Source organism: Vibrio hannami, assembly GCF_029589055.1.
Classification (GTDB): Bacteria; Pseudomonadota; Gammaproteobacteria; order Enterobacterales; family Vibrionaceae; genus Vibrio; species Vibrio hannami.
Window position 1 is genome coordinate 530,424 of record NZ_JARQZP010000007.1, and the last position, 21,984, is coordinate 552,407.

General features: G+C 43.8%; 18 protein-coding genes and 1 pseudogene. 12 read left to right on the forward strand and 7 right to left on the reverse strand.

Annotated features, from left to right (window positions below; genetic code table 11):
- Positions 1–263: 263 nt before the first annotated feature.
- Both mlc and P7F88_RS16855 read left to right on the forward strand, forming a co-directional pair.
- The gene (mlc, locus tag P7F88_RS16850) at positions 264–1,478 is read left to right on the forward strand and encodes a sugar metabolism global transcriptional regulator Mlc (protein ID WP_277826551.1); all 1,215 of its coding nucleotides are present in this window, start codon (positions 264–266) and stop codon (positions 1,476–1,478) included.
- A gap of 156 nt (positions 1,479–1,634) precedes the next feature.
- A complete protein-coding gene (locus P7F88_RS16855; protein WP_277826553.1) occupies positions 1,635–2,585 on the forward strand; it encodes a chemotaxis protein CheV in 951 nt (316 codons plus the stop codon).
- A gap of 65 nt (positions 2,586–2,650) precedes the next feature.
- Here P7F88_RS16855 and P7F88_RS16860 read toward each other — a convergent pair whose 3' ends face one another.
- From P7F88_RS16860 to P7F88_RS16875, 4 genes and pseudogenes are all read right to left on the reverse strand, one after another.
- On the reverse strand, positions 2,651–5,740 hold the full coding sequence (locus tag P7F88_RS16860) for an error-prone DNA polymerase (protein ID WP_277829212.1): 3,090 nt from the start codon (positions 5,738–5,740) through the stop codon (positions 2,651–2,653).
- Between the two features lie 183 nt (positions 5,741–5,923).
- Positions 5,924–7,311 (reverse strand): annotated as a pseudogene (locus P7F88_RS16865) (Y-family DNA polymerase).
- Positions 7,311–7,994 (reverse strand): translesion DNA synthesis-associated protein ImuA, encoded by a 684-nt coding sequence (gene imuA / locus P7F88_RS16870; RefSeq protein ID WP_277826555.1) that lies wholly within the window; start codon positions 7,992–7,994, stop codon positions 7,311–7,313. Before imuA ends, P7F88_RS16865 begins: the two are co-directional and overlap by 1 nt.
- Positions 7,995–8,238: 244 nt before the next feature.
- On the reverse strand, positions 8,239–8,979 hold the full coding sequence (locus tag P7F88_RS16875; RefSeq protein ID WP_277826557.1) for a YciK family oxidoreductase: 741 nt from the start codon (positions 8,977–8,979) through the stop codon (positions 8,239–8,241).
- Positions 8,980–9,111: 132 nt separating this feature from the next.
- On the opposite strand from P7F88_RS16875, the gene sohB reads away from it, so the two are divergent.
- From sohB to pyrF, 7 genes are all read left to right on the forward strand, one after another.
- Positions 9,112–10,173: a protease SohB gene (gene sohB / locus P7F88_RS16880; protein WP_277826559.1), complete on the forward strand. Its 1,062-nt coding sequence runs from the start codon at positions 9,112–9,114 to the stop codon at positions 10,171–10,173.
- 255 nt (positions 10,174–10,428) lie between these two features.
- Positions 10,429–11,109, forward strand: a complete 681-nt coding sequence (gene cmk / locus P7F88_RS16885; RefSeq protein WP_277826561.1) for a (d)CMP kinase — start codon at positions 10,429–10,431, stop codon at positions 11,107–11,109.
- Between the two features lie 98 nt (positions 11,110–11,207).
- The gene (rpsA, locus tag P7F88_RS16890) at positions 11,208–12,878 is read left to right on the forward strand and encodes a 30S ribosomal protein S1 (protein ID WP_277829213.1); all 1,671 of its coding nucleotides are present in this window, start codon (positions 11,208–11,210) and stop codon (positions 12,876–12,878) included.
- An 89-nt stretch (positions 12,879–12,967) separates the two neighbouring features.
- A complete protein-coding gene (ihfB, locus tag P7F88_RS16895) occupies positions 12,968–13,252 on the forward strand; it encodes an integration host factor subunit beta (RefSeq protein ID WP_277826563.1) in 285 nt (94 codons plus the stop codon).
- Positions 13,253–13,391: 139 nt separating this feature from the next.
- Complete coding sequence (locus P7F88_RS16900) at positions 13,392–13,667, forward strand: LapA family protein (protein WP_277826565.1); 276 nt, start codon at positions 13,392–13,394, stop codon at positions 13,665–13,667.
- Between the two features lie 25 nt (positions 13,668–13,692).
- On the forward strand, positions 13,693–14,862 hold the full coding sequence (lapB, locus tag P7F88_RS16905) for a lipopolysaccharide assembly protein LapB (RefSeq protein WP_277826567.1): 1,170 nt from the start codon (positions 13,693–13,695) through the stop codon (positions 14,860–14,862).
- 179 nt (positions 14,863–15,041) lie between these two features.
- The gene (gene pyrF / locus P7F88_RS16910) at positions 15,042–15,737 is read left to right on the forward strand and encodes an orotidine-5'-phosphate decarboxylase (protein WP_277826569.1); all 696 of its coding nucleotides are present in this window, start codon (positions 15,042–15,044) and stop codon (positions 15,735–15,737) included.
- Positions 15,738–15,897: 160 nt separating this feature from the next.
- Here the strand turns inward: pyrF and miaE are convergent, their stop codons facing one another.
- Positions 15,898–16,668, reverse strand: coding sequence for a tRNA isopentenyl-2-thiomethyl-A-37 hydroxylase MiaE (miaE, locus tag P7F88_RS16915; protein WP_277826571.1), 771 nt, complete (start codon positions 16,666–16,668; stop codon positions 15,898–15,900).
- Between the two features lie 70 nt (positions 16,669–16,738).
- Positions 16,739–17,503 carry a DNA repair protein gene (locus tag P7F88_RS16920; protein ID WP_277826573.1) on the reverse strand — a complete coding sequence of 255 codons (765 nt, stop codon included), beginning with the start codon at positions 17,501–17,503 and terminating at the stop codon, positions 16,739–16,741.
- Between the two features lie 274 nt (positions 17,504–17,777).
- Here P7F88_RS16920 and cysB point away from each other — a divergent pair, with 274 nt between their 5' ends.
- Positions 17,778–18,752, forward strand: a complete 975-nt coding sequence (cysB, locus tag P7F88_RS16925; protein ID WP_277826576.1) for an HTH-type transcriptional regulator CysB — start codon at positions 17,778–17,780, stop codon at positions 18,750–18,752.
- Positions 18,753–18,808: 56 nt separating this feature from the next.
- Complete coding sequence (locus P7F88_RS16930) at positions 18,809–20,002, forward strand: methyltransferase (protein ID WP_277826578.1); 1,194 nt, start codon at positions 18,809–18,811, stop codon at positions 20,000–20,002.
- 80 nt (positions 20,003–20,082) lie between these two features.
- Here the strand turns inward: P7F88_RS16930 and ald are convergent, their stop codons facing one another.
- Positions 20,083–21,207 carry an alanine dehydrogenase gene (ald, locus tag P7F88_RS16935; RefSeq protein WP_277826580.1) on the reverse strand — a complete coding sequence of 375 codons (1,125 nt, stop codon included), beginning with the start codon at positions 21,205–21,207 and terminating at the stop codon, positions 20,083–20,085.
- A gap of 156 nt (positions 21,208–21,363) precedes the next feature.
- Between ald and lrp the strand changes: the two genes are divergently transcribed.
- Positions 21,364–21,858 carry a leucine-responsive transcriptional regulator Lrp gene (gene lrp, locus P7F88_RS16940; RefSeq protein WP_042474348.1) on the forward strand — a complete coding sequence of 165 codons (495 nt, stop codon included), beginning with the start codon at positions 21,364–21,366 and terminating at the stop codon, positions 21,856–21,858.
- The last annotated feature ends 126 nt before the right edge of the window (positions 21,859–21,984 follow it).

Genomic DNA, 21,984 nt, shown 5'->3' on the forward strand with positions numbered 1-21,984 from the left:
GCAACATTAAGTATATGCACTGATAGAACTATTTGTGTCGTTGTTGACAACTTTATACTTAGGCATATATGCATAAAGTTTAAAAAATTATTAATGAAGCTCAGAAAAAAGAAGTGGATATGCAAAAGCAAGACAGATATTCTGCTATTTTGCTGTGAAATGTGATTAGTACGTGATGCTGGTCACGGCAATATAGCAAGTGACTTCACAATTAGTTCGCAAAGTAAAAAAATTAGTCGGTTCATACTGTTTTGGAGTAGAAGATGTATTTGGCTCAACCCGGCCATATTGACCATATAAAACAGGTTAATGCAGGCCGCGTATATAAATTGATTGATCTTTACGGTCCTATCTCCAGGATAGATCTTTCAAAAATAAGTGAGCTCGCTCCTGCCAGCATAACGAAAATCACCCGAGAGCTTATTGATGCTAACCTGGTGCACGAGACGGTGGTTCAGGAAGCGACCAGTCGTGGGCGTCCTGCGGTTGGTTTGCAAACGCTAAATGAAGGGTGGCAGTTTCTTTCTCTGCGTCTTGGACGCGGATACCTTTCAATAGCACTACACGATCTTGGTGGTGATGTTCTTGTCGATACCAGAATTGATGTTCATGAAGATGACCAGGACGACTTGCTTGCCCGACTTTTGCATGAAATCGATGAGTTCTTCCAAACCTATGCTGACCAGCTCGATAGGGTAACCAGTATCGCAGTAACGATTCCAGGGCTTGTTGATCCAGCCTCAGGGGTTGTTCTCCAGATGCCACACTACAATGTAAAGAACATGCCGTTAGGCTCCGCGATTTTTGAAGCGACTGGATTGCCTGTATTTATGGCAAACGATACTCATGCTTGGGCGTTGGCGGAAAAACTATTTGGTAACTCGCAGAAAAACGAAAACTCTGTTCTGTTCTCTATTCACCACGGCCTTGCTGCCGGGATCATTCTCGATGGACGATTGATTCAGGGGCGAAATGGTAACATTGGTGAGTTAGGGCATATCCAGGTTGTCCCTAATGGGGAAGTTTGCGACTGTGGCAATAAAGGTTGTCTGGATACGGTTGCAAGTTCGAAGGCGGTTAGGGGTGAAGTAGAACGCCGGCTTGCCGAAGGAGAGGAATCTTCTCTTTCATCTCAAAATATTACGATTGAAAATATTTGTAGCGCTGCTGCTGATGGTGATCCCCTCGCTGTTGATGTGATTGAAAAGCTTGGCCACTATCTTGGTTCTGCTATTTCCATCGTTATTAATCTATTCAACCCGGAAATCGTGTTGATTGGTGGCGTTATCAATCAGGCTAAATCAGTTTTATATCCTGCGATTCAGGCTAGTATCAAACAACAATGTTTGCCCATTTATTATGAAGATCTTGAGATGGTTGAGAGTCGTTTCTACAAGCAAGCAACCATGCCTGGTGCGGCACTGATTAAACAGGCGATGTACGATGGTCAGCTTCTGATGAAAGTGGTTGAAGGATAAAGCTCGCAATATATTATCTGGCGCATCCATCATAAACGGTTATGAGCTATAGTAGTTACTGAGAAAAAGCTTTATATTGAAACGCGCTTGTATTGGTATCCAGGCGATTTAGATAAAGCGATAACCTGATTTTTTTCCAGCTTAGTGAGAAGTGGTATGTCCGGAGTTTTAAGTACAGTTGATCAACGAACAAATTTGGTTGGTGAAAACCGTCTAGAGTTGTTGATGTTTAAGCTAAATAGCCGACAGCTATTTGCTATAAATGTATTTAAAGTAAAAGAGGTATTGAAAGTACCGGTTCTGACTAAGATGCCCGGTGCTCACCATCATGTTACTGGCGTTGCCTCTTTAAGAGGGGAGTCTGTTCCTGTTATTGACCTGCGTGCAGCGATTGGCTTTCCTCCTGCCAGAGGTGAAGATTTGGAAGAGAACCTTATCATCACTGAGTATAACCGCTCTATCCAGGGTTTCCGCGTCGGGCAGGTGATGAACATTGTGAATACAGCCTGGACCGAAATTGAACCGCCCCCAGCCACTGCAGGACGTTCTAACTACCTTACTGCTATTACTCAGATAGAGCAGGATGGAGCGAAACACATTGTTGAAATTATCGATGTGGAAAAAGTGCTTGCTCAGATTGTTGATTATGATGTTTCAATCTCTGACGAGGTGTTGGACCAGGATCTTGTTGGGCATATGGCGGGCAGAAACGTTCTGATTGTAGATGACTCATCGACGGCGCGTGGTCAGGTTAGGGGAACATTAGAACAGCTTGGGTTAAATATTATCGAATGCAGTGATGGTAAGCAGGCCTGGGAACTGCTTAAGCGCTGGGCTGATGAAGGTAAAGATATTTACCAGGAAATCATGATGCTGATTACGGATGCAGAAATGCCTGAAATGGATGGTTACCGACTAACGTATGAAATCCGCCAGGATGCGAGAATGAAAGATCTGTTTATCACTCTAAACACGTCTCTTAGCGGCAGTTTTAATGAAGCGATGGTTGAGAAAGTGGGGTGCAACCGCTTTATTTCTAAGTTCCAGCCAGACTTGCTGGTGGATGTTGCTCAGCAAAGAATGCGTGAAATACTTGGCCATAAGTAACTTGATGATTACTTATGAGAAGGGTGGCAAAGTCCACCCTTTTTAGTACCTGGTAAATGTAATGACTAATGAAAGTCTCTGGATTTTGTCGCCAACTCTCCAAGCTTGTCGGTCAGGTCAATTAACTTCCCGGCGATAACATGGATAACCTTTCCATCGTGTTCAATAATACCTTTTACTTTTAGTATCTTCGAAGATATATAAGCCTGTTGTTGTGCTCTTGCGGTTCCTGACCAGACAACCACATTGATATTCCCGGTATCGTCTTCCAATGTAAAAAAGGTCACTCCGGCTGCGGTTCCAGGGGATTGTCTTCCCGTTACAACACCAACTACAGTCACCAGCGATTTATGAGGCTTATTGAGGAGATCTTTCTGACGGGTGAATCTACCGAGCTGACCTGCTTGATCAAGTAAGGTTATTGGGTGAGTTTCCAGTGACAGTCCGGTTGAGGCATAGTCTTCGACCAGAGTGTCATAATCACTTACCTGATGTTGGTAAGCATTGTCAGTTGGTTGGTATTGTTCAAAGAGTGGTAGATCGTTAATGGAATCCATCAACTCCCAGCGAGCGGAATATCTGTCCCCTGATAATTCTTCTAGGGCATTCGCTGATGCCAGGGCTTCTAAATCCCCTCGGTTTAAGCCGATATTTTTTATTTGAGTAATATGAGTAAACAGAGACTTCTTTCTGCCGAGTAATAGCTGTTTTGCTCCCTGAGCGGACAGGCCTTTAACCAACCTGAAACCGAGGCGGATAGCATAACGTTTCCGGTCAGAGCCGGAAGAAGATATACGAACTACTTTGTGGTCGTACTCGGAGTAGTTAGCAGATACTGGAAGTATTTGTATATGGTGCCTTCTGGCATCCTGAATAAGCTGGGAAGCACTATAAAACCCCATAGGTAAACTATTAAGAAGGGATGTATAGAATGCTTCGGGATAATAATACTTCAACCAGGCGGAGCAATAAGCCAGAACTGCAAATGAAGCGGAATGACTTTCTGGGAAGCCATATTCACCAAAACCACATATTTGATCGAAGATACGTTCAGCAAATTCAAGTTCATAGCCGCGTTCAAGCATGCCATCGATTAGCTTTGATTTAAATTTAAACACGTTACCGTGTTTCTTCCATGCAGCCATTGCTCTGCGCAGTTGATCTGCTTCACCACCAGAGAACCCGGCCGCGACCATCGCGAGTTTAATCACCTGTTCCTGAAAAATAGGGACGCCAAGAGTTCGTTTCAGAACCTGTTCCACTTCTTTAGATGGGTAGCTCTCTCGTTCAATTTTATCTCGTCTTTTCAGGTAAGGGTGGACCATATCACCCTGAATCGGCCCGGGACGAACGATCGCAATCTGGATTACCAGGTCATAATAGTTGGCAGGTTTCAGGCGAGGTAACATACTCATTTGTGCCCGCGATTCAATCTGGAATACGCCAATGGTGTCTGCTTTCTGAATCATGTCATAGACATTCTTGTCATCTTGCATACGCGTGATATCAGCAATACTTAGGCTCCGTCCTTCATATCTTTTAATCAGATCGAAGCACTTACGTATTGCGCTAAGCATGCCTAAAGCCAGAACATCAACTTTGAGTAACTTCAGGCTCTCCAGGTCGTCTTTATCCCACTGGATAACCGTTCTGTCAGGCATTGAGGCATTTTCTACAGGCACTAGCTCATAAAGTGGGCCAGCAGAAATAACGAACCCGCCCACATGCTGAGACAGGTGTCTTGGGAAGCCCATAATATCGTTGACCAGTTGAATAAATTGCTCACCTTTGAGTGAGTCAGGGTTAAGCCCTAGTTCAGTTATTTGAGCCTGCCAGCCCAAAGAGCGGTCGCGTCGATTGATGTTTTTAATAAAGAAATCGAGCTGGGCTTCTGAAATCCCTAATGCTTTACCAACATCCCGAACTGCACTTTTAAAACGGTAACTAATCACGGTAGCAGCGATGGCTGCGCGTTCGCGACCATATTTTTTATAGATGTATTGAATAACTTCTTCTCTGCGTTCGTGCTCAAAATCGACATCAATATCAGGTGGCTCATCACGTTCTTTACTAATAAAGCGTTCAAACAGAACAGAAATCTGCCGCGGATCGACAGAGGTGATTCCTAGGCAGTAACAGACCACGGAGTTAGCAGCAGAGCCACGCCCCTGGTAAAGAATTCCTTTTTCTTTGGCGAAGACAACCAGATCGTGGATGGTGAGAAAATAAAAAGGGTAATCTACCTCTTCAATCAGGTTCAGCTCTTTATCTATTGTCTGTTGAATTTCCGCTGTAATTCCTTCCGGAAAGCGTTCTTTTTTCCCTTGTTCAACTAATTCACGCAAATAGCCCATCGGGGTTTTACCATCCGGAACCAGCTCTGATGGGTACTGATACATAATTTCGTCCAGTTCGAACTGGCAACATTCAGCAAGATGGTGGCTTTCCTTTAGCCATTCAGGCCGAAAAACTTTTCTGAGCTTCTCTTTAGGTCTCAAACTTCGTTCTGTATTGGTAATCAGGTGTTTTTTGGCATCTGATACTGAAGTGTTCAACCGAATTGCAGTCAGAGTATGTTGTAGTGGTAGCCGCGTTGCAGAATGCATCAGTACGCCACCACAAGCTGTAATTGGTAGGTGAAACTGATGAGCCAATCTTTCACAATATCGGATATAGCTTTTATCACCGCTTTCTAGGTGCCTTTGGGCACCGATCCATAACCGTTCCTTGTGATGTTTTGAAAGCCAGTCTCCCCATTGGTAATCCGCATGTTTATTGCAGGGTAGCCAGAGAACAAAACAGTGCTGAAGAGACATCAGATCCCACTCAGAGAGATTATATTCTCCTTTTTCAGCTCTTCTTCGAGCATTGGTGATAACACGACAAAGCTCTTTATACGCCTCTATGTTTGGGCAGAGTAAGACTATTTGGCATTCTGCATTCAGCCAGAACATACTGCCAATAATCAGTTTGATTTTCAGGTTATGCTCTTTTTGGGCTGAGTAAGCTCTTACTACTCCGGCTACAGAGCATTCATCAGTAATCGCGATGGCTGAGTAACGAAGAAAATCCGCCTGCAATATCAGCTCTTCCGGATGAGATGCACCGGTAAGAAAGGTGAAATTGCTCTGGCAGAAGAGTTCTGCGTATTGAATCTGTTGCTCTTTCATATGTAATCAAAGCGATAAAGAGGAAACTTACGGTTTAGGTTGGATGATAAGGGTGTGGCTCGTTGAGCAGGTGTTCGCAGCATGGATGCTGCGTCCAAGCCTCCATGGATGGATTTACGGCGTCCTGAGCGATGAGCTTCACCCTTGTCATTTCTTAGGTTGTATGTATTAACTAAAAACCCCATGAATAAACCACTGCTTATTTTTATTTCTAAATACCCACAGCCAGCGTCCGGTACTGCTTCGTACGACAAAGTAATCCCGGACAATTTCTCCTGCATCCCACCACCCCGTAGCTAACCTTTCCGGCCCTTGCATAATGGAGACTTTCTCATTTAATGGCTCTGGTTCCGGAAGCAAAAAGCTAGGCCGGAGCCTATTGGTTTTATTGTGCTGCGACTCAGTACTCATCGGAGGGCAGAGTAGGGTGGTCTTTTCCGGACGAGGGTCATCGGTTAGTGTGATACCACTTACAGCTTCATTACCTAGCTTTGCCTGAAGAAGGGATATCAGTTCAAGGGCAGAGTGGTTACCTACCTGACCATCGAAGATATCGCTATGTGCAGGCTGAAGTTGTTCGACCCTTTTAGCTTCCAGAGTTAAACCAATAACCGGAGCATCAAGCTGAAGTGATTCCAGTGTTAATTGGCTTAGCCTTTGCCATTTTCCGGCAAGGTAATCTCCCTGCGCAGAGCTAAAAGTCACGCTTTGATCGGGTTTATCTCGCAGATGAAGGGATAGGGTTAATTCATAAGCAACCTGATCTCTTATCTTTAAGAATGATTCCAGCAGAACGAATAATTTGCGCAGAGGTTTTTCCAGCCATTGAACATTCTCTATCTCGTACAGCAATTCCAGATAACGCTTAAAAGACTCTGGCGGATAGTAAAACTCAACAGGGTGTTTAAAACGTCCGGTAAGTCGGCCGACGTAATTGACCAGATTGATATCGAATCGCTTGGCTACTTCTGATATATCCAGTTCCAGTAACTCATTAAGCGTACGGATACCAACCCTGTTTAGTTTTTCTGTAGTTTTGATATCAAGATCGGTTGCGGCTAATGGGTAAGTTTTTAGTTGTTTCTCTAATCTTGCCTTGTTGTCTGCAATTTGATTCCAACCAGCTTGTGCCATCAGGCGAGCAGCCAGTGGTGAAAAGGCTGATGCGTAATAATATTCGAATTCCTGTGTATCTAAATGTGATTTCAGAGCATGCCAGTAGCTTTCAAGGCCGTCGTACAAGGTCAACATATTGCTGGCTTTCAACAGTAATCCCGATGGCGGAAAAAGTGCAATATCGGAAGTCAGTAGATAGAGCCAATGAGCAATCTCTTTCAGTTTTTTTCCTCAGCTTCGGGCTTATAAGGATGCACCTGAAGGCTTGGGCAGAGTGATGCTGCGCTCCCTAGTCCCATTCCTAAACGAATACCTTGCTGTTCAGCAACCGAATTTGCCTGGATAATGGTCGCTTTATCGATAATACAGACAGGACCACTGAGCTCTGAAAAAAGAGTATCCAGTTGTAGTTTCGGAAAATGCAGGTAGAGCCAAAGCATTATGCATGGCCTCTTTTGAGAGTCGGGAATGCAAGGACCGGCTCATTTGTAGCTGGCCTTGTCAATGAAGGCCACAACCTGGACATATCGATCTGGAAGGTAGAATTGAGCCAACCTCCTTTTCTTTTGCTAACAGATACTTCTAACCCTAGATCGGTCGCTTTTAATGTGAGACTAAGAGATATAGGAAGGGTGACTTGAAATTTTTGTTCTGTTCTGAAGAAAAAGTGCAAGCAGCCTCCGGTTTCGCTGGCAACCTGTAGGCGTCTTGCCTGATGTACTTCTAATGAGGAGTGCCATAAACAAACACTTCCACAGGCACCACTTTTCAGGCTCTGTTCAGCAGCCCATAAAGCATCTTTATCATTTTTAGGATGAATCATGATAACTCTACTTAAATCGATGTTTTGCTGTTCAAGAAACTCTGCACACAGATAGGCTGGAGGATTAATAAAAACAGAGAGTCTCTTCTGGCTGTTTTCCCTGATATAAGGCGTGAGCAAACGAAGTTCACCAATACCGGTATCAGACAAAATTTCAACCACGCCATGCTTTGGAAAGCCACCCTGTAGTTGGCGATCCATCTCTTTGTAGCCAGATGATGTCACCTCTGTCATCGGCTTTTGTTCAGAGCCTTTCCAGAGTAGTTTTCTGTTATTTATAAGATCAGTGAGTACATTCATAATAAAATACCTGTATATATGTACAGTATATTTAATTATAAATGAGGATCAAGGCTAGAAAAAGAAATGGTGGCAAAACTACTCGTTACCATGCTATGCGTGGTAATGCATATCATAGGTGAAATCACCCGAATGAGCGTAGAAAGTATGAAGGTAAGATTTTATGGCAGATCTGTCTAAGTCAGGTATGTATTCCCACGGGAGGACCGTGGGAACAATGGGTAAGTTTTGTGAAGAGGTTGCGTTACTTAGGCTGAGCGTCGATACACTGGCCGTTAACGTCTTTACCTTCTGGTGCCATCAAATAAAGGTAAAGCGGCATAATATCCAGTGGTGTTTTCAATAAGCTGGAGTCTTCCGCAGGGTAAGCTTTAGCACGCATCCCTGTGCGGGTGCCGCCTGGGTTAATCGCGTTTACCTGGATATTGGTATCGCTTAGTTCGTCAGCCAGAACCTGCATCATCCCTTCGGTAGCAAACTTAGAGATAGAGTAAGTACCCCAGAAAGCTCTGCCAGAGTGCCCAACAGTAGATGTAGTAAATACAATTCGAGCGTCTTCAGATTGGTGAAGTACAGGAAGAAGTGCCTGAGTCATCAGGAACTGAGCTTTTACATTCACCTGCATCACATCATCAAAGGTATCTTCACCAATTTGATCAAATGGGCTGATAACACCAAGAAGGCCAGCGTTATGTAATACACCATCAAGCTTACCAAACTGCTGTTCAATGGTTTCAGCCATATCAACATAGTTTTGCTTCGTCGCGCCTTTCATATCCAGAGGAATAATTGCGGGTTGAGCATAGCCGGCGGCTTCAATTTCATCGTAGGTTTGTTCTAGTTTTTTTACTGTGCGACCCAGAAGAATCACCGTTGCGCCATGTTCGGCGTAACTTAGAGCGGCTTGTCTACCAATACCGTCGCCAGCGCCGGTAACCAGAATGACTTTGTCCTTTAGTGTGTGTTTTGCTACAGAATATTCCACTTTCTCGTATCTCTATCTTATTAATTATTGTAAGAACTCATAACGCTTTTAGCAGGAACTGCTTGAAAGAGAATTAAGCCCTTGTATCATGACGGGATGATTACATAAATCTCATGTATTGAGGAAGCAAGATTGGAATTTTTGTTAGATTATGGCCTGTTTTTAGCTAAGATCGTGACCTTTGTAGTTGCGATTGCTGCTGTATTGATTGTTGCGAAAGGCGTTTCAGGTAAGCCAGGTGGCGCAAAAGGGGAGTTAGAGATAACCAACCTGACAGAACAGCATAAAAACACGGTGGAAGTGATGGAGCATCATCTTCACGACGGCACCTTTATCAAAGAGCGCGATAAAGTCGAGAAGAAGGCGGCAAAAGAGAAAGCTAAGTCTCGTAGCAAAGAGGTGAAGAAAGCAGCCAAAGAAGGTGAGCTGGAAACAACTCGCGAACCACATCTGTTTGTTCTCGACTTTAATGGCAGCATCGATGCGAAAGAAGTGGCTTCTCTGCGTGAAGAGGTAACCGCCATCCTTTCTGTAGCAAGAGAAGGGGATGAAGTATTGCTTCGCCTTGAGTCTGGTGGCGGTATGGTCCATGGCTATGGCCTTGCATCTTCTCAGTTAGACAGACTAAAAGCAGCAAATCTGCCTTTGACTATTTCGGTTGATAAAGTGGCAGCAAGTGGCGGTTATATGATGGCATGTATTGCCGACAAAATTGTCTCTGCGCCATTTGCTATCGTTGGCTCTATTGGTGTGATTGCACAGCTTCCAAACTTTAATAAACTGCTTAAAAAGCACGATATTGAATTTGAGCAGCTAACTGCTGGTGAATATAAGCGCACACTGACGATGTTTGGTGAGAACACTGATAAAGCTCGTGAGAAGTTTAAAGAAGAGCTGGAAGAAACTCATGTGCTTTTCAAAGACTTCATTCGTGAACGTCGTCCTGAACTGGATTTAGAAAAGGTAGCAACGGGTGAACACTGGTTTGGTACTACAGCGAAAGGTCTAGGTCTGGTAGATGAGATACGCACTTCTGACGACCTTGTCGTTGAAGCTTGCAAAGAAAAGACGGTTCTTTCTATTCACTATGTTCAGAAAAAGAAAATGTCAGATCGTCTGGCTAAAATTGGTGGTGATGCAGCAGACAACCTTCTGATGAAGTGGATTCAGAGAGGGCAAAGACCGATCGTTTAGTTTAAAGGTTACAGAACGAGCTTCGCTCTACAGGTAAAGGGTAACCGGTTAAGAATTAAAAGCGCGAGTTGATGAGCTCGCGTTTTTGTTTCACAATCTTCCGTAACCCGTAACCCGTAACCCGTAACCATAAATAATCCACATTTCTACTCGCCCCCAATCCTATTTCCCCCTATAATATGCCGCCGTTAAAGCAAGCTCTCATACCTTTTACTCTGACTTTTAAGCTTGCTAAAAAATAATTTGGAGAAACAAATGTCCTCTAATACACCGGTTGTAACCGTTGATGGACCTAGTGGTGCTGGTAAAGGCACTTTATGCATGATGCTGGCGGAAAAATTAGGTTTCCACCTACTCGATTCCGGAGCAATCTATCGAGTATTGGCTCTGGCTGCTATTCACCATGGCGTTGATACCGAGTCTGAAGATGCATTAGTACCACTGGCAACACATCTGGATGTTCAGTTTATCGCTGAAGGTGACCTGGTTAAGGTTATCCTTGAAGGGGAAGATGTTTCTGGTGAACTACGTAAAGAAGAAACCGGAATGGCTGCGTCTAAAGTAGCAGCCTTACCTCGAGTCAGAGAAGCTTTGCTACGCCGTCAGAGAGCTTTTGCAACGGAACCAGGTCTGGTTGCAGATGGCCGTGATATGGGTACAGTGGTATTTCCATCAGCAGAAGCTAAAATATTCTTAGATGCAAGTGCAGAAGAGCGTGCAAATAGACGCATGAAGCAGTTGCAAGACAAGGGGTTAAGTGTTAAATTTGACCACCTTTTGAGCGAGATCCAAGAACGTGACCACCGAGATCGTAACCGAGCGGTTGCGCCGTTACGTCCTGCGGATGACGCTTTAGTGCTTGATTCTACATCACTTTCTATTGATGAAGTGGTGGAAAAAGCACTTGAATTTATCGAATCTAAGTTGTCTCAGTAAGAGGCAACAGGAGGTCGGTCGCATGGAAGATGACTGGCTAATTTATCAACCCCACGCGGTAGGATGCCCGTGGAAGTTTAATATTGAAGATCAAATTAATGACTGAATCTTTCGCTCAACTCTTTGAAGAGTCTCTAAACGAACTAGAATTCCGCCAAGGTACTATTGTTAAAGGTACTGTAGTAGCAATTGAGAACGGTTTCGTTCTTGTTGATGCTGGCCTTAAATCTGAGTCTGCTATCCCAGCAGAGCAATTCAAGAACGCTGCTGGCGAACTTGAAGTAGAAGTTGGTTCTGAAATCGACGTTGCTCTAGACGCTGTAGAAGATGGCTTTGGTGAAACTCAGCTTTCTCGTGAGAAAGCTAAGCGTCACGAAGCTTGGATCGTTCTTGAGAAAGCATACGAAGAAGCTGAAACTGTTGTTGGTATCATCAACGGTAAAGTTAAAGGTGGTTTCACTGTAGAACTAAACGGTATCCGTGCGTTCCTACCTGGTTCACTAGTAGATGTTCGCCCAATCCGCGACACTGCTCACCTAGAGAACAAAGAGCTAGAGTTCAAAGTAATTAAGCTAGATCAGAAGCGCAACAACGTTGTTGTTTCTCGCCGTGCTGTTATCGAATCTGAAAACAGTGTTGAGCGTGACGAGCTTCTTGAAACTCTACAAGAAGGCAGCGAAGTTAAAGGTATCGTTAAGAACCTTACTGACTACGGTGCATTCGTAGACCTAGGTGGCGTTGACGGCCTACTACACATCACTGACATGGCTTGGAAGCGTGTTAAGCACCCATCTGAGATCGTAAACGTTGGTGACGAGATCCTAGTTAAAGTTCTTAAGTTCGACCGTGAGCGTACTCGCGTATCTCTAGGCCTTAAGCAGCTAGGTGAAGATCCATGGGTAGCAATCGCTAAGCGTTACCCAGAAGGTCACAAGCTAACTGGTCGTGTAACTAACCTAACTGACTACGGCTGCTTCGTTGAAATCGAAGAAGGCGTTGAAGGTCTTGTACACGTTTCAGAAATGGATTGGACTAACAAGAACATCCACCCATCTAAAGTGGTTAACGTTGGCGACGAAGCTGAAGTTATGGTTCTTGAAATCGACGAAGAACGTCGTCGTATCTCTCTAGGTCTGAAGCAGTGTAAAGCTAACCCATGGCAGTCATTCGCTGAAGCTCAGGCTAAAGGCGATAAAGTAACTGGTAAGATCAAGTCTATCACTGACTTCGGTATCTTCATCGGTCTTGAAGGCGGCATCGACGGTCTTGTACACCTATCTGACATCTCTTGGAACGTTCCAGGTGAAGAAGCAGTACGTGAATACAAGAAAGGCGACGAGATCTCAGCAGTTGTTCTTGCAGTAGACGCAGAGCGTGAGCGTATTTCTCTTGGCGTTAAGCAAATGGAGAACGACCCGTTCAACGCATTTGTTGCTGACAACAAGAAAGGTGCTCTAGTTAACGGTACTGTAACTGCAGTTGACGCAAAAGGTGCTACAATTGAAATTGTAGAGGGCGTTGAAGGTTACATCCGTGCTTCTGAAGTATCACGTGACCGTGTTGAAGATGCATCTCTAATCCTAAGTGCTGGTGACAGCGTTGAAGCGAAGTTCACAGGTGTTGACCGTAAGAACCGCGTAATCAACCTATCTATCAAAGCTAAGGATGAAGCTGAAGAGCAAGAAGCAATGGCTTCACTGAACAAAGCTGATGAAGGCGCGTTCGGTAATGCTATGGCTGACGCATTCAAGGCTGCTAAAGGCGAATAATCGTTCTGAGGGAGCCTGATGGCTCCCTTTTTTCGATAATAACCTTTAAGATACCCAATGCGTTGGGATAACACAGTAATGAGGGATATATGACTAAATCTGAACTTATTGAAAGACTCTGTGCTGAACAAACTCATCTTTCTGCTAAAGAAATTGAGGATGCCGTTAAGGACATTCTAGAGCATATGGCTTCTACCTTAGAAAGCGGTGACAGAATTGAAATTCGTGGTTTTGGCAGCTTCTCATTGCATTACCGTGAGCCTCGTGTAGGGCGCAACCCTAAAACTGGTGAGAAGGTTGAACTTGAAGGTAAATACGTACCTCACTTCAAACCTGGTAAAGAACTGCGTGAACGCGTAGATATTTACAGCTAAATCATTAGTTAGAGTTATAAAAAAGCGGCATATCTCCATATGCCGCTTTTTTATGTCATGAAATCGAAGATTAGCGTGGTTTGTAAAGGCGATTTGCTGCATAATCAGAGGTCGGCGAAGACCCAGGGAGTAATGAACGATGAAAATTATAAAAATCATTCTTGTTATCGCGCTATTCTTAGTTGCACTGGCATTAGGTGCACAAAATCAAGAAGTTGTAACATTCAACTATTTACTGGCAAAAGGCGATTTCCATTTATCTACTTTGCTGGGTGTGGTATTTGTGTCAGGTTTTGCATTAGCGTGGTTAATATTTGGCAGTATGCAACTGAAATCACAACTAACCATCAAAAAGTTAAACCGTCAGCTTAGAAAGCACTCTTCTTCTACACCTGCTGTAGAGAACAAAGCTTAATTGCGTATAAAGGTTTTACTAATCGATGCTTGAGCTACTTTTCCTGTTGCTACCCATTGCAGCCGCTTATGGTTGGTATATGGGTAACCGTAGTGCGCGTCAGGATAAGCAGGAGCAGTCTCATCAGATATCCCGTCAGTATGTGACGGGTCTAAACCTTCTTTTGTCCGATCAATCGGATAAAGCGGTTGATCACTTCATTGAACTCCTTCAGGTTGATAATGAAACCATTGATACCCATTTAGCGCTGGGTAATTTGTTTCGTTCACGAGGTGAAGTTGATAGAGCCATTCGTATTCACCAGAACCTGATTTCACGATCCGGTTTAACCATCGACCAGAAGAACCTCGCACTGCAACAGTTGGCGAAGGACTATATGGTCTCTGGCTTTTTAGATCGCGCAGAAAAGATCTTTGAACAGCTCGTGGATGAGCCCTCCCACAAAGAAGCTGCACTAACGCAACTAGTCGCCATTTATCAACAGACCCGTGAGTGGAGCAAGGCGATTTATTACGGGAATGCGCTAGTGAAATTAGGGCGCAAACGTATGAAAGCCAATATTGCACATTTCTGGTGTGAAATGGCAATGCAAGAACAAAGAGAGCAGAATGTCTCAAAGGCTATTCAGTACTTTAAGCGAGCTCTTTCAGAAGACCCTAAATGTGTTCGGGCAAGCATCTCTCTTGGTAAGATGTACCTTGAAAATGAGGACTACAAAAGCACCATCAAGTATATGGAAATGGTGCTAGAACAAGATATAGATTTTATTGCCGAAGTATTGCCGACCATCGCTGAGTGCTATCACCATTTAGGACAAGAACAGCAGCTGGTAGAGTTTTTGAGAGCTAGTATCTCAGCTGGTGCTGGGGTGTCTGCTGAACTTATGCTTGCCCAGATGGTGGCGCATCATGAAGGAACGGCTTCAGCTCAGACCCTGCTAACACGCCAGCTTTTGAAAAACCCTACAATGAAAGGGTTCCATCGCCTTATGGATTACCACCTTGCGGAAGCTGAGGAAGGCCGAGCGAAAGATAGTTTGACTACACTTCAGGCGATGGTTGGTGAACAAATAAAAGTAAAACCACATCATCGATGTCGAAAATGTGGTTTTTCAACCCATTCACTCTATTGGCATTGCCCTTCCTGTAAAGGGTGGGGAACGATAAAGCCAATTCGTGGATTGGATGGGGAGTAATTTTTAGCTATTTCTATCATTTGTCATCCCCGCGAAGGCGGGGATCTAGGTTAGTTTGTAGAAATAACTTCAGTTAATATATTTTTATTTCAGGTTTTGTAAGTAGATTCCAGCCTGTGCAGGCGCACGGCTAGTGGAATGACGTGAATTTGGGTTTTATTAGAATTTTAGGAGAGAAAATGCTGGATCAAAAAGTAATAGTAGCACTGGATTACGACAATCAGGCGGATGCGCTTGCGTTTGTTGACCGAATCGATCCTGCTTCTTGTCGCCTGAAAGTGGGTAAAGAGATGTTTACCTTGTTTGGCCCTGAGTTTGTGAAGGAACTTCATAAACGAGGCTTCTCGGTATTTCTGGATCTTAAGTTCCACGATATTCCAAATACCTGTTCAAAAGCGGTAAGAGCTGCTACAGAGTTAGGTGTATGGATGGTGAACGTACACGCTAGTGGTGGCGAAAAGATGATGCGTGCGTCGCGTGAGATACTCGAACCGTATGGTAAAGATCGTCCGCTATTGATTGGCGTAACAGTGCTTACCAGTATGGAACAAAACGATCTTGCGGGCATTGGCCTGGATATGGCACCTCAGGATCAGGTAATGCGACTTGCAACACTTACTAGGAATAGTGGTCTTGATGGGGTTGTATGCTCTGCTCAGGAGTCTTCGATGCTAAAAACAAGCTTGGGTCAGGATTTTAAACTAATAACACCGGGAATTCGCCCTGCTGGCAGCGCTGCTGGTGACCAGAAGCGTATTATGACTCCGGTAGAAGCTGTGAATGCAGGCTCTGATTATCTGGTTATTGGTCGCCCGATAACTCAGGCAGCAGATCCTGCAGCGGTATTGGCGGAGATTAATAAAACTCTAGGTTAAAGAGCAAAGGTTACAGGTTACCGGACGGGCTTCGCCTTACAGGCAACAGGGAAAACAAAAGCGTGAAGGTTTGCCTATCACGCTTTTTTCATATTTCTCATCCTGTGTCACTTGTCACTTGTCACTTGTCACTTGTCACCTGTCACCTGTCACCTGTCACCTAAACTGGAATCCCACTATGGAACTTAAAATCATCATCTGGTGATAAAATAAGCTCAGCTTCTATTTTTCCAAAGTAAGTAACTCTTTCTGAAATATCTTCACCAGCTATCTGCTCTGCCAACTCCAGATAATCCTTATAATGTCTTGCTTCTGAACGGAGCAGAGAAACATAAAATCTGGCAATATCGTCATCCATATGGGGAGCCAGTTTAGCGAAACGCTCGCAGGAACGAGCTTCTATAAATGCTCCAATAATCAACTTGTCGACCAGCGCACCTGGCTCATAGGTTCTCATATTACTAATCAGGCCTTTTGCATATCGTCCCGCAGTGATATTTTCATATGGAATACCCCGGTCTTCCATAATTTCCAACACCTGATAAAAATGATGTAGCTCTTCTTTGATTAGCAATACCATCTTATCGATAAGATCCCGGCTATAAGGAGAGTCTGCTTTCGCGATGATTGATTTGGAGATATTACTTTTTCCCTTCAGTGTCTCTAATGAACCAGCCTGTCGGTATGCAAAATCCTCGTAAGGCTTAAACCAGTCAAGCAACGCTGCAGCGCTACTGGGTTCTACGGCATATTTGCGAATGAGATACATGGCTGATTGACCTGCTTTCAGCTCACACATCAAATGATCGACTAAAACAGTCTTTAAGTTTTCAGGTTTCTTAGCTTCGATTATCCATTTATCGGGAGTAGCACACTGTAGAAACTGGTTTATCGGCTCGAGAAGGCTTTGGTATTCAGAAAGTATATTCATAGTAAGAGTCTGGTTTTATACAAAAAGGGCCGCATAAAGCGACCCTGGAGTTGATTTTATAGATAAGTACTTACCATTTTTTCTTTTCGCCAAAAAGCGCTTCCATATCGCTATTACGCTCTTGCTCTTCCATAGCTAACAGGTCTTCAGCATTTTGATCTTTCTTATTTTGTTCTAGTTTATCAAGCATCCCCTGAAGCTTTTCTCGCGCCTGATTAGAATAAGAGTCATTTTTAGGCGCCAGAGCGTCGAGCCCTTTCTTAAGTAGTTGACGTGCAGTACCTACCTGATTACGCATTACCGCTTCGTTTGCACGTTTGATAACGTTCTCGATATTAATTCGGATCTGGATAGTTTCTAAACGGGCGTTCTCGGTTACATAAGATTGTGTATTGAAACGACCTTTATTGTGTTCGCTGCGAATAGTGTCGCGGAGTCTCTTAACCAGTTTAAGCATTATTATCGCTTGTTTATCACTGGTTGGAACTTTAAAAGATGTACTTTCGCCGCCGCTATAATTTTCTTTAAGCTGCTGAACCTGATTCTTCATATTTTCTCTACGCTGAGCTAGCTGGCGGTTTTTCGGATCCAGCTCACACATGGCATCCAGAGCATCAAGAATACGTTGGTTCAGGCAGACAAGTAGCTCCTGGCTAAATGGAAGGTGGTGAGCGTTACCAATAAGATCTTCCGTTGCATCTATGATGGCAATGTAGCGTGCAGACTCTTGTTTTCTTGCTGACTCAACCTTAGTGCGGTACTGAAGCATGACGTTATAGCCGATCACCAGAACGAGAAGTACAGCAACAAGAATTATAATTAAACCAATATTCACAAAGTTACATCCAAATAAGTGTTTACAATTGGGCGTCAAATAGAATACACCAAACTTGCGTATTCAGCACATCATTATCAATGTTGATATTCGACAACGTAACGAAAAACGCAGAATAGTTATAAATTCTGTGTGTTTGGTTACAAAACTAGCATAGAAAAGAAACCAACGACCAAATAATTCAAAGACTTTTTCTTTTTACTATCAATTTTCTGGTAATAGCGTTATAACTAATCATTATATGCATGGGCTGAAATGGAATACAGGTCAGAAAATGAAATTGCAGCAACTAAAGTACATTGTTGAGGTGGTGAACCACAACCTGAATGTGTCGGCAACCGCAGAAAGTCTTTATACATCACAGCCGGGGATCAGTAAGCAGGTCAGGTTACTGGAAGACGAGCTTGGTATTCAGATTTTTGAACGAAGTGGCAAGCATCTTACTCAGGTTACTACCGCCGGAGAAGATATTGTACGAATTTCCCGAGAAATCTTATCCAGAGTTGAAAGTATCAAAGCTGTTGCTGGTGAACACACTCATCCGGAAATGGGCAGCCTGAATATCTCAACGACCCATACCCAGGCTCGATATGCGCTACCTGAAGTGATTAAAGGGTTTACAGCAAGGTACCCTAAAGTTTCCCTGCATATGCATCAGGGAACGCCAACTCAGATGTCTGAAGCCATTGCAAAAGGTACTGCGAATTTTGCCATAGCAACTGAAGCGTTACATCTGTATCAGGATGCAATCATGCTACCTTGTTACCACTGGAACCGTTCAATTGTTGTCACAAAGGACCACCCTCTGGCGAAAAAACGAGATATCACGATTGAAGACCTTGCTGCTTATTCTTTGGTTACTTATGTATTCGGCTTTACTGGCCGTTCAGAGCTTGATACGGCGTTCAATTCAGCAGGGTTAACCCCGAGGATAGTCTTTACAGCAACCGATGCAGATGTAATTAAAACCTATGTGCGTATGGGAATTGGTGTTGGTGTTATTGCTAGTATGGCGATTGACCAGCAGCAGGATACCGACCTTGTCGTAATTGATGCCAGCCATATCTTTGGATCAAGCACTACGAGCATTGGCTTTAGGCGAGGCACATTCCTTCGTACCTATATGTTCGATTTTATGGAACGTTTTGCTCCTCACTTGACGCGCCCTGTAGTCGAACAGGCGATTTCATTGCGTAACAACGCTGAAATCGAAGAGATGTTTAAAGACATCGATCTGCCAATTCGATAATTTTCTTCCTTTCCGAAATCCTTCTCCTTAGAATGGCGACAAACTAAGGGGAAGGTATGTTATCCAGATTTTCACAACTCGACTCACTGTTAACCCAGTGCCAGAATTATTGGCGAATAGAGCCTTTTCAACTGAGTAGTAAAGATACTCTTCCCTGGAACGATTCGAATAACGAGCTTGTAGAGTGGCTGGAAAAACTTTCACCTGAACAGGTTGTTGCTTACAAGGCCGATACAAAAAGCCTGATACATGCCATTTCGCTGTTTCTCCCTTTTATAAGTGAGCTTGAAGAGCTTATAAAATTGCCAGAAGAAAAGATAAACGAACTCCAACTTGAAAGAGGCCTGGATACTGGTATACCTGGCCGAAAACTGACACAAATAGTATCAATGGGTACTTGTTCTTTGCAGCATCACGTTGGTGACGAATGGTTAGAATGGTGTTCTGGAAAGGGGTATCTAGGGCGAATTTTAGCGGCTAAGTCAGGCGAAAAAGTTACAAGCCTAGAGTGGCAGAATGAACTTTGTATTTCTGGTCAACAAGAAGCCGATACACGCCATTTGCCGATGGAGTTTGTACAGGGGGATGCCTTTTCTCCTGAGGTGGAACTGCTATTTAAACCAAATCAACATGCTGTAGCTCTGCATGCTTGTGGTGATTTGCATGTTCAACTGATTCGTCGTGCTACCGAGCATCATCTAAAAGGAATCACTATATCTCCATGTTGTTACCACCTTATCCGTGATGATTTATATCAACCGCTTTCTGAGCCAGCAAAACAGTCGACGTTGAAATTTAGTAAGTCGGAACTGAGAATACCTTTGCAGGAAACAGTGACTGGCGGAGAAAGGGTCAAAAAGCACCGTGAGCTTGAAATGAGCTACAGGTTAGGATTGGACTTATTGTTAACCTTGGAAACAGGCTCCAAGGAATACGTCTCTATTCCAAGTGTTAAAAAGTCCGAACTTGCTAATGGCTTTGAATATTTCTGTCGTTGGGCTGCTGAGAAAAAGGGCTTGTGTTTACCTGAGGTTGATTTGGAATTCTGGTGTCAGAAAGGGATAGAGCGTTTCTGGAAAATGGAAAAAATCAGTTTAGTTCAACAGGTTTTCAGAAGGCCGCTGGAAATATGGTTAGCTTTAGACCGGGCACTATATCTGGAAGAGAAAGGGTATAAGGTGTCAGTGTCTACGTTCTGTGAGAAAAGCGTAACGCCGAGGAATATTTTGATTCACGGGGGCAGGATTTAGGTTACAGGAAAGAAAAAAGCGTGGAGGTTTGCCCCTCACGCTTTTTGCATATTTATCACTGTAACCTGTAACCTGTAACCTTAGTTAAACATCGCAATTGCTGTTTCAGGCTCAACGTATTCAAGGTCAAAACCTTCAGCAACCTCTTTGCATGTCACTTTACCGTGAATCACATTCAGGCCAGCCAGGAATCCTTGATCTTCAAGAAGCGCTTCTCTGTAACCTTTATTGGCAAGTTTAATGATGTATGGCAGCGTTGCATTATTTAGAGCAAAAGTAGAAGTTCTGGCTACGGCGCCTGGCATATTGGCCACGCAGTAGTGAACAACATCATCAACAATGTATGTTGGATCCGCGTGTGTTGTTGCATGAGAAGTCTCGAAACAGCCACCCTGGTCGATTGCTACATCAACAATCGCTGCGCCCGGTTTCATCTTCTTAATATGCTCTTTAGTCACCAATTTAGGCGCTGCTGCACCAGGGATAAGAACCGCACCTACTACTAAATCGGCTTCAAGAACATGCTTCTCTAGTGCATCCTCGGTAGAGAATACTACTTTCGCGCGTCCCTGGAACTCTTCATCCAGAGCTCTCAGTGTATTGATGTTCCTATCCAGAATAGTGACATCTGCTCGCATGCCTACCGCCATTCTTGCCGCATTAGAACCGACGACACCACCACCAACAACAACGACCTTAGCTGGTTCAACACCAGGCACACCACCTAGAAGAAGACCACGTCCACCGTGAGATTTCTCCAAAGTTTGAGCTCCAGCCTGAATAGACATGCGTCCTGCGACTTCAGACATTGGCGCTAATAGTGGAAGATGACCCGCATTATCTGTTACAGTCTCATATGCTATACAGATGGCTTTACTCTTGATAAGCTCATCTGTCTGTGGAAAATCTGGTGCAAGGTGTAAATAGGTGAACAATATTTGCCCTTCACGGAGCATGGCACGCTCAACAGATTGAGGTTCTTTAACCTTTACAATCATGTCTGCTTTGGCAAATACGTCTGAAGCAGTTGGAAGAATGGATGCACCCACTGCGACGTAATCGTCGTCAGAAAAGCCGATGCCCGCCCCTGCATTGGTTTCAACAAAGACTTGGTGTCCATGAGAGGTAAGCTCTCTCACGCTGGCTGGAATCATACCAACACGATATTCGTGGTTTTTGATTTCTTTAGGTACGCCAATGATCATCCTGACTCCTTAATATTTATTGGTTGTATTAACTGTTTGTAGGGCATTTTGTTAGAGATATTAGCTAGTATATAAATCAAATGGGAAAATTTGATTCTGAATATTAATAAATTGTAGTATATATTTTTGCAAGGAAGTATTAAGGTGGAATAAAAAATGGCAGACAACTACAAAAAACCGTCTAAGGAACTTGATCGAATCGATCGAAATATTTTAAATGAGCTACAGAAAGACGGACGTATTTCGAATGTTGAACTGTCTAAGCGCGTGGGGCTTTCGCCTACACCTTGCTTGGAACGTGTTCGCCGTTTGGAGCGTCAGGGATACATTACGGGCTATACCGCACTGTTAAATCCTCAATATCTGGATGCATCATTGCTTGTGTTCGTTGAGATAACATTGAACCGTGGCGCACCTGATGTATTTGAGCAATTTAATACAGCAGTGCAGAAATTGGATGATATTCAGGAGTGTCATCTTGTATCAGGTGATTTTGACTATCTTCTTAAAACCCGAGTATCTGATATGAGTGCATATCGTAAACTGCTTGGTGACACACTTCTACGTCTACCTGGTGTAAATGACACACGTACTTATGTAGTAATGGAAGAAGTTAAACAGACCAACCAACTGGTTATCAAAACAAGATAGCAGTAAATAAAGTCAAAACCCTGTCAATTGTTGTCCTGGTTGCGCGGTCTTCAGTTGTTTACTTACTGGGTTTTGGCTTTAATTGGGGTAAATCGAGCGGCTTTGGCCGCTCGGACTGTTTTTATG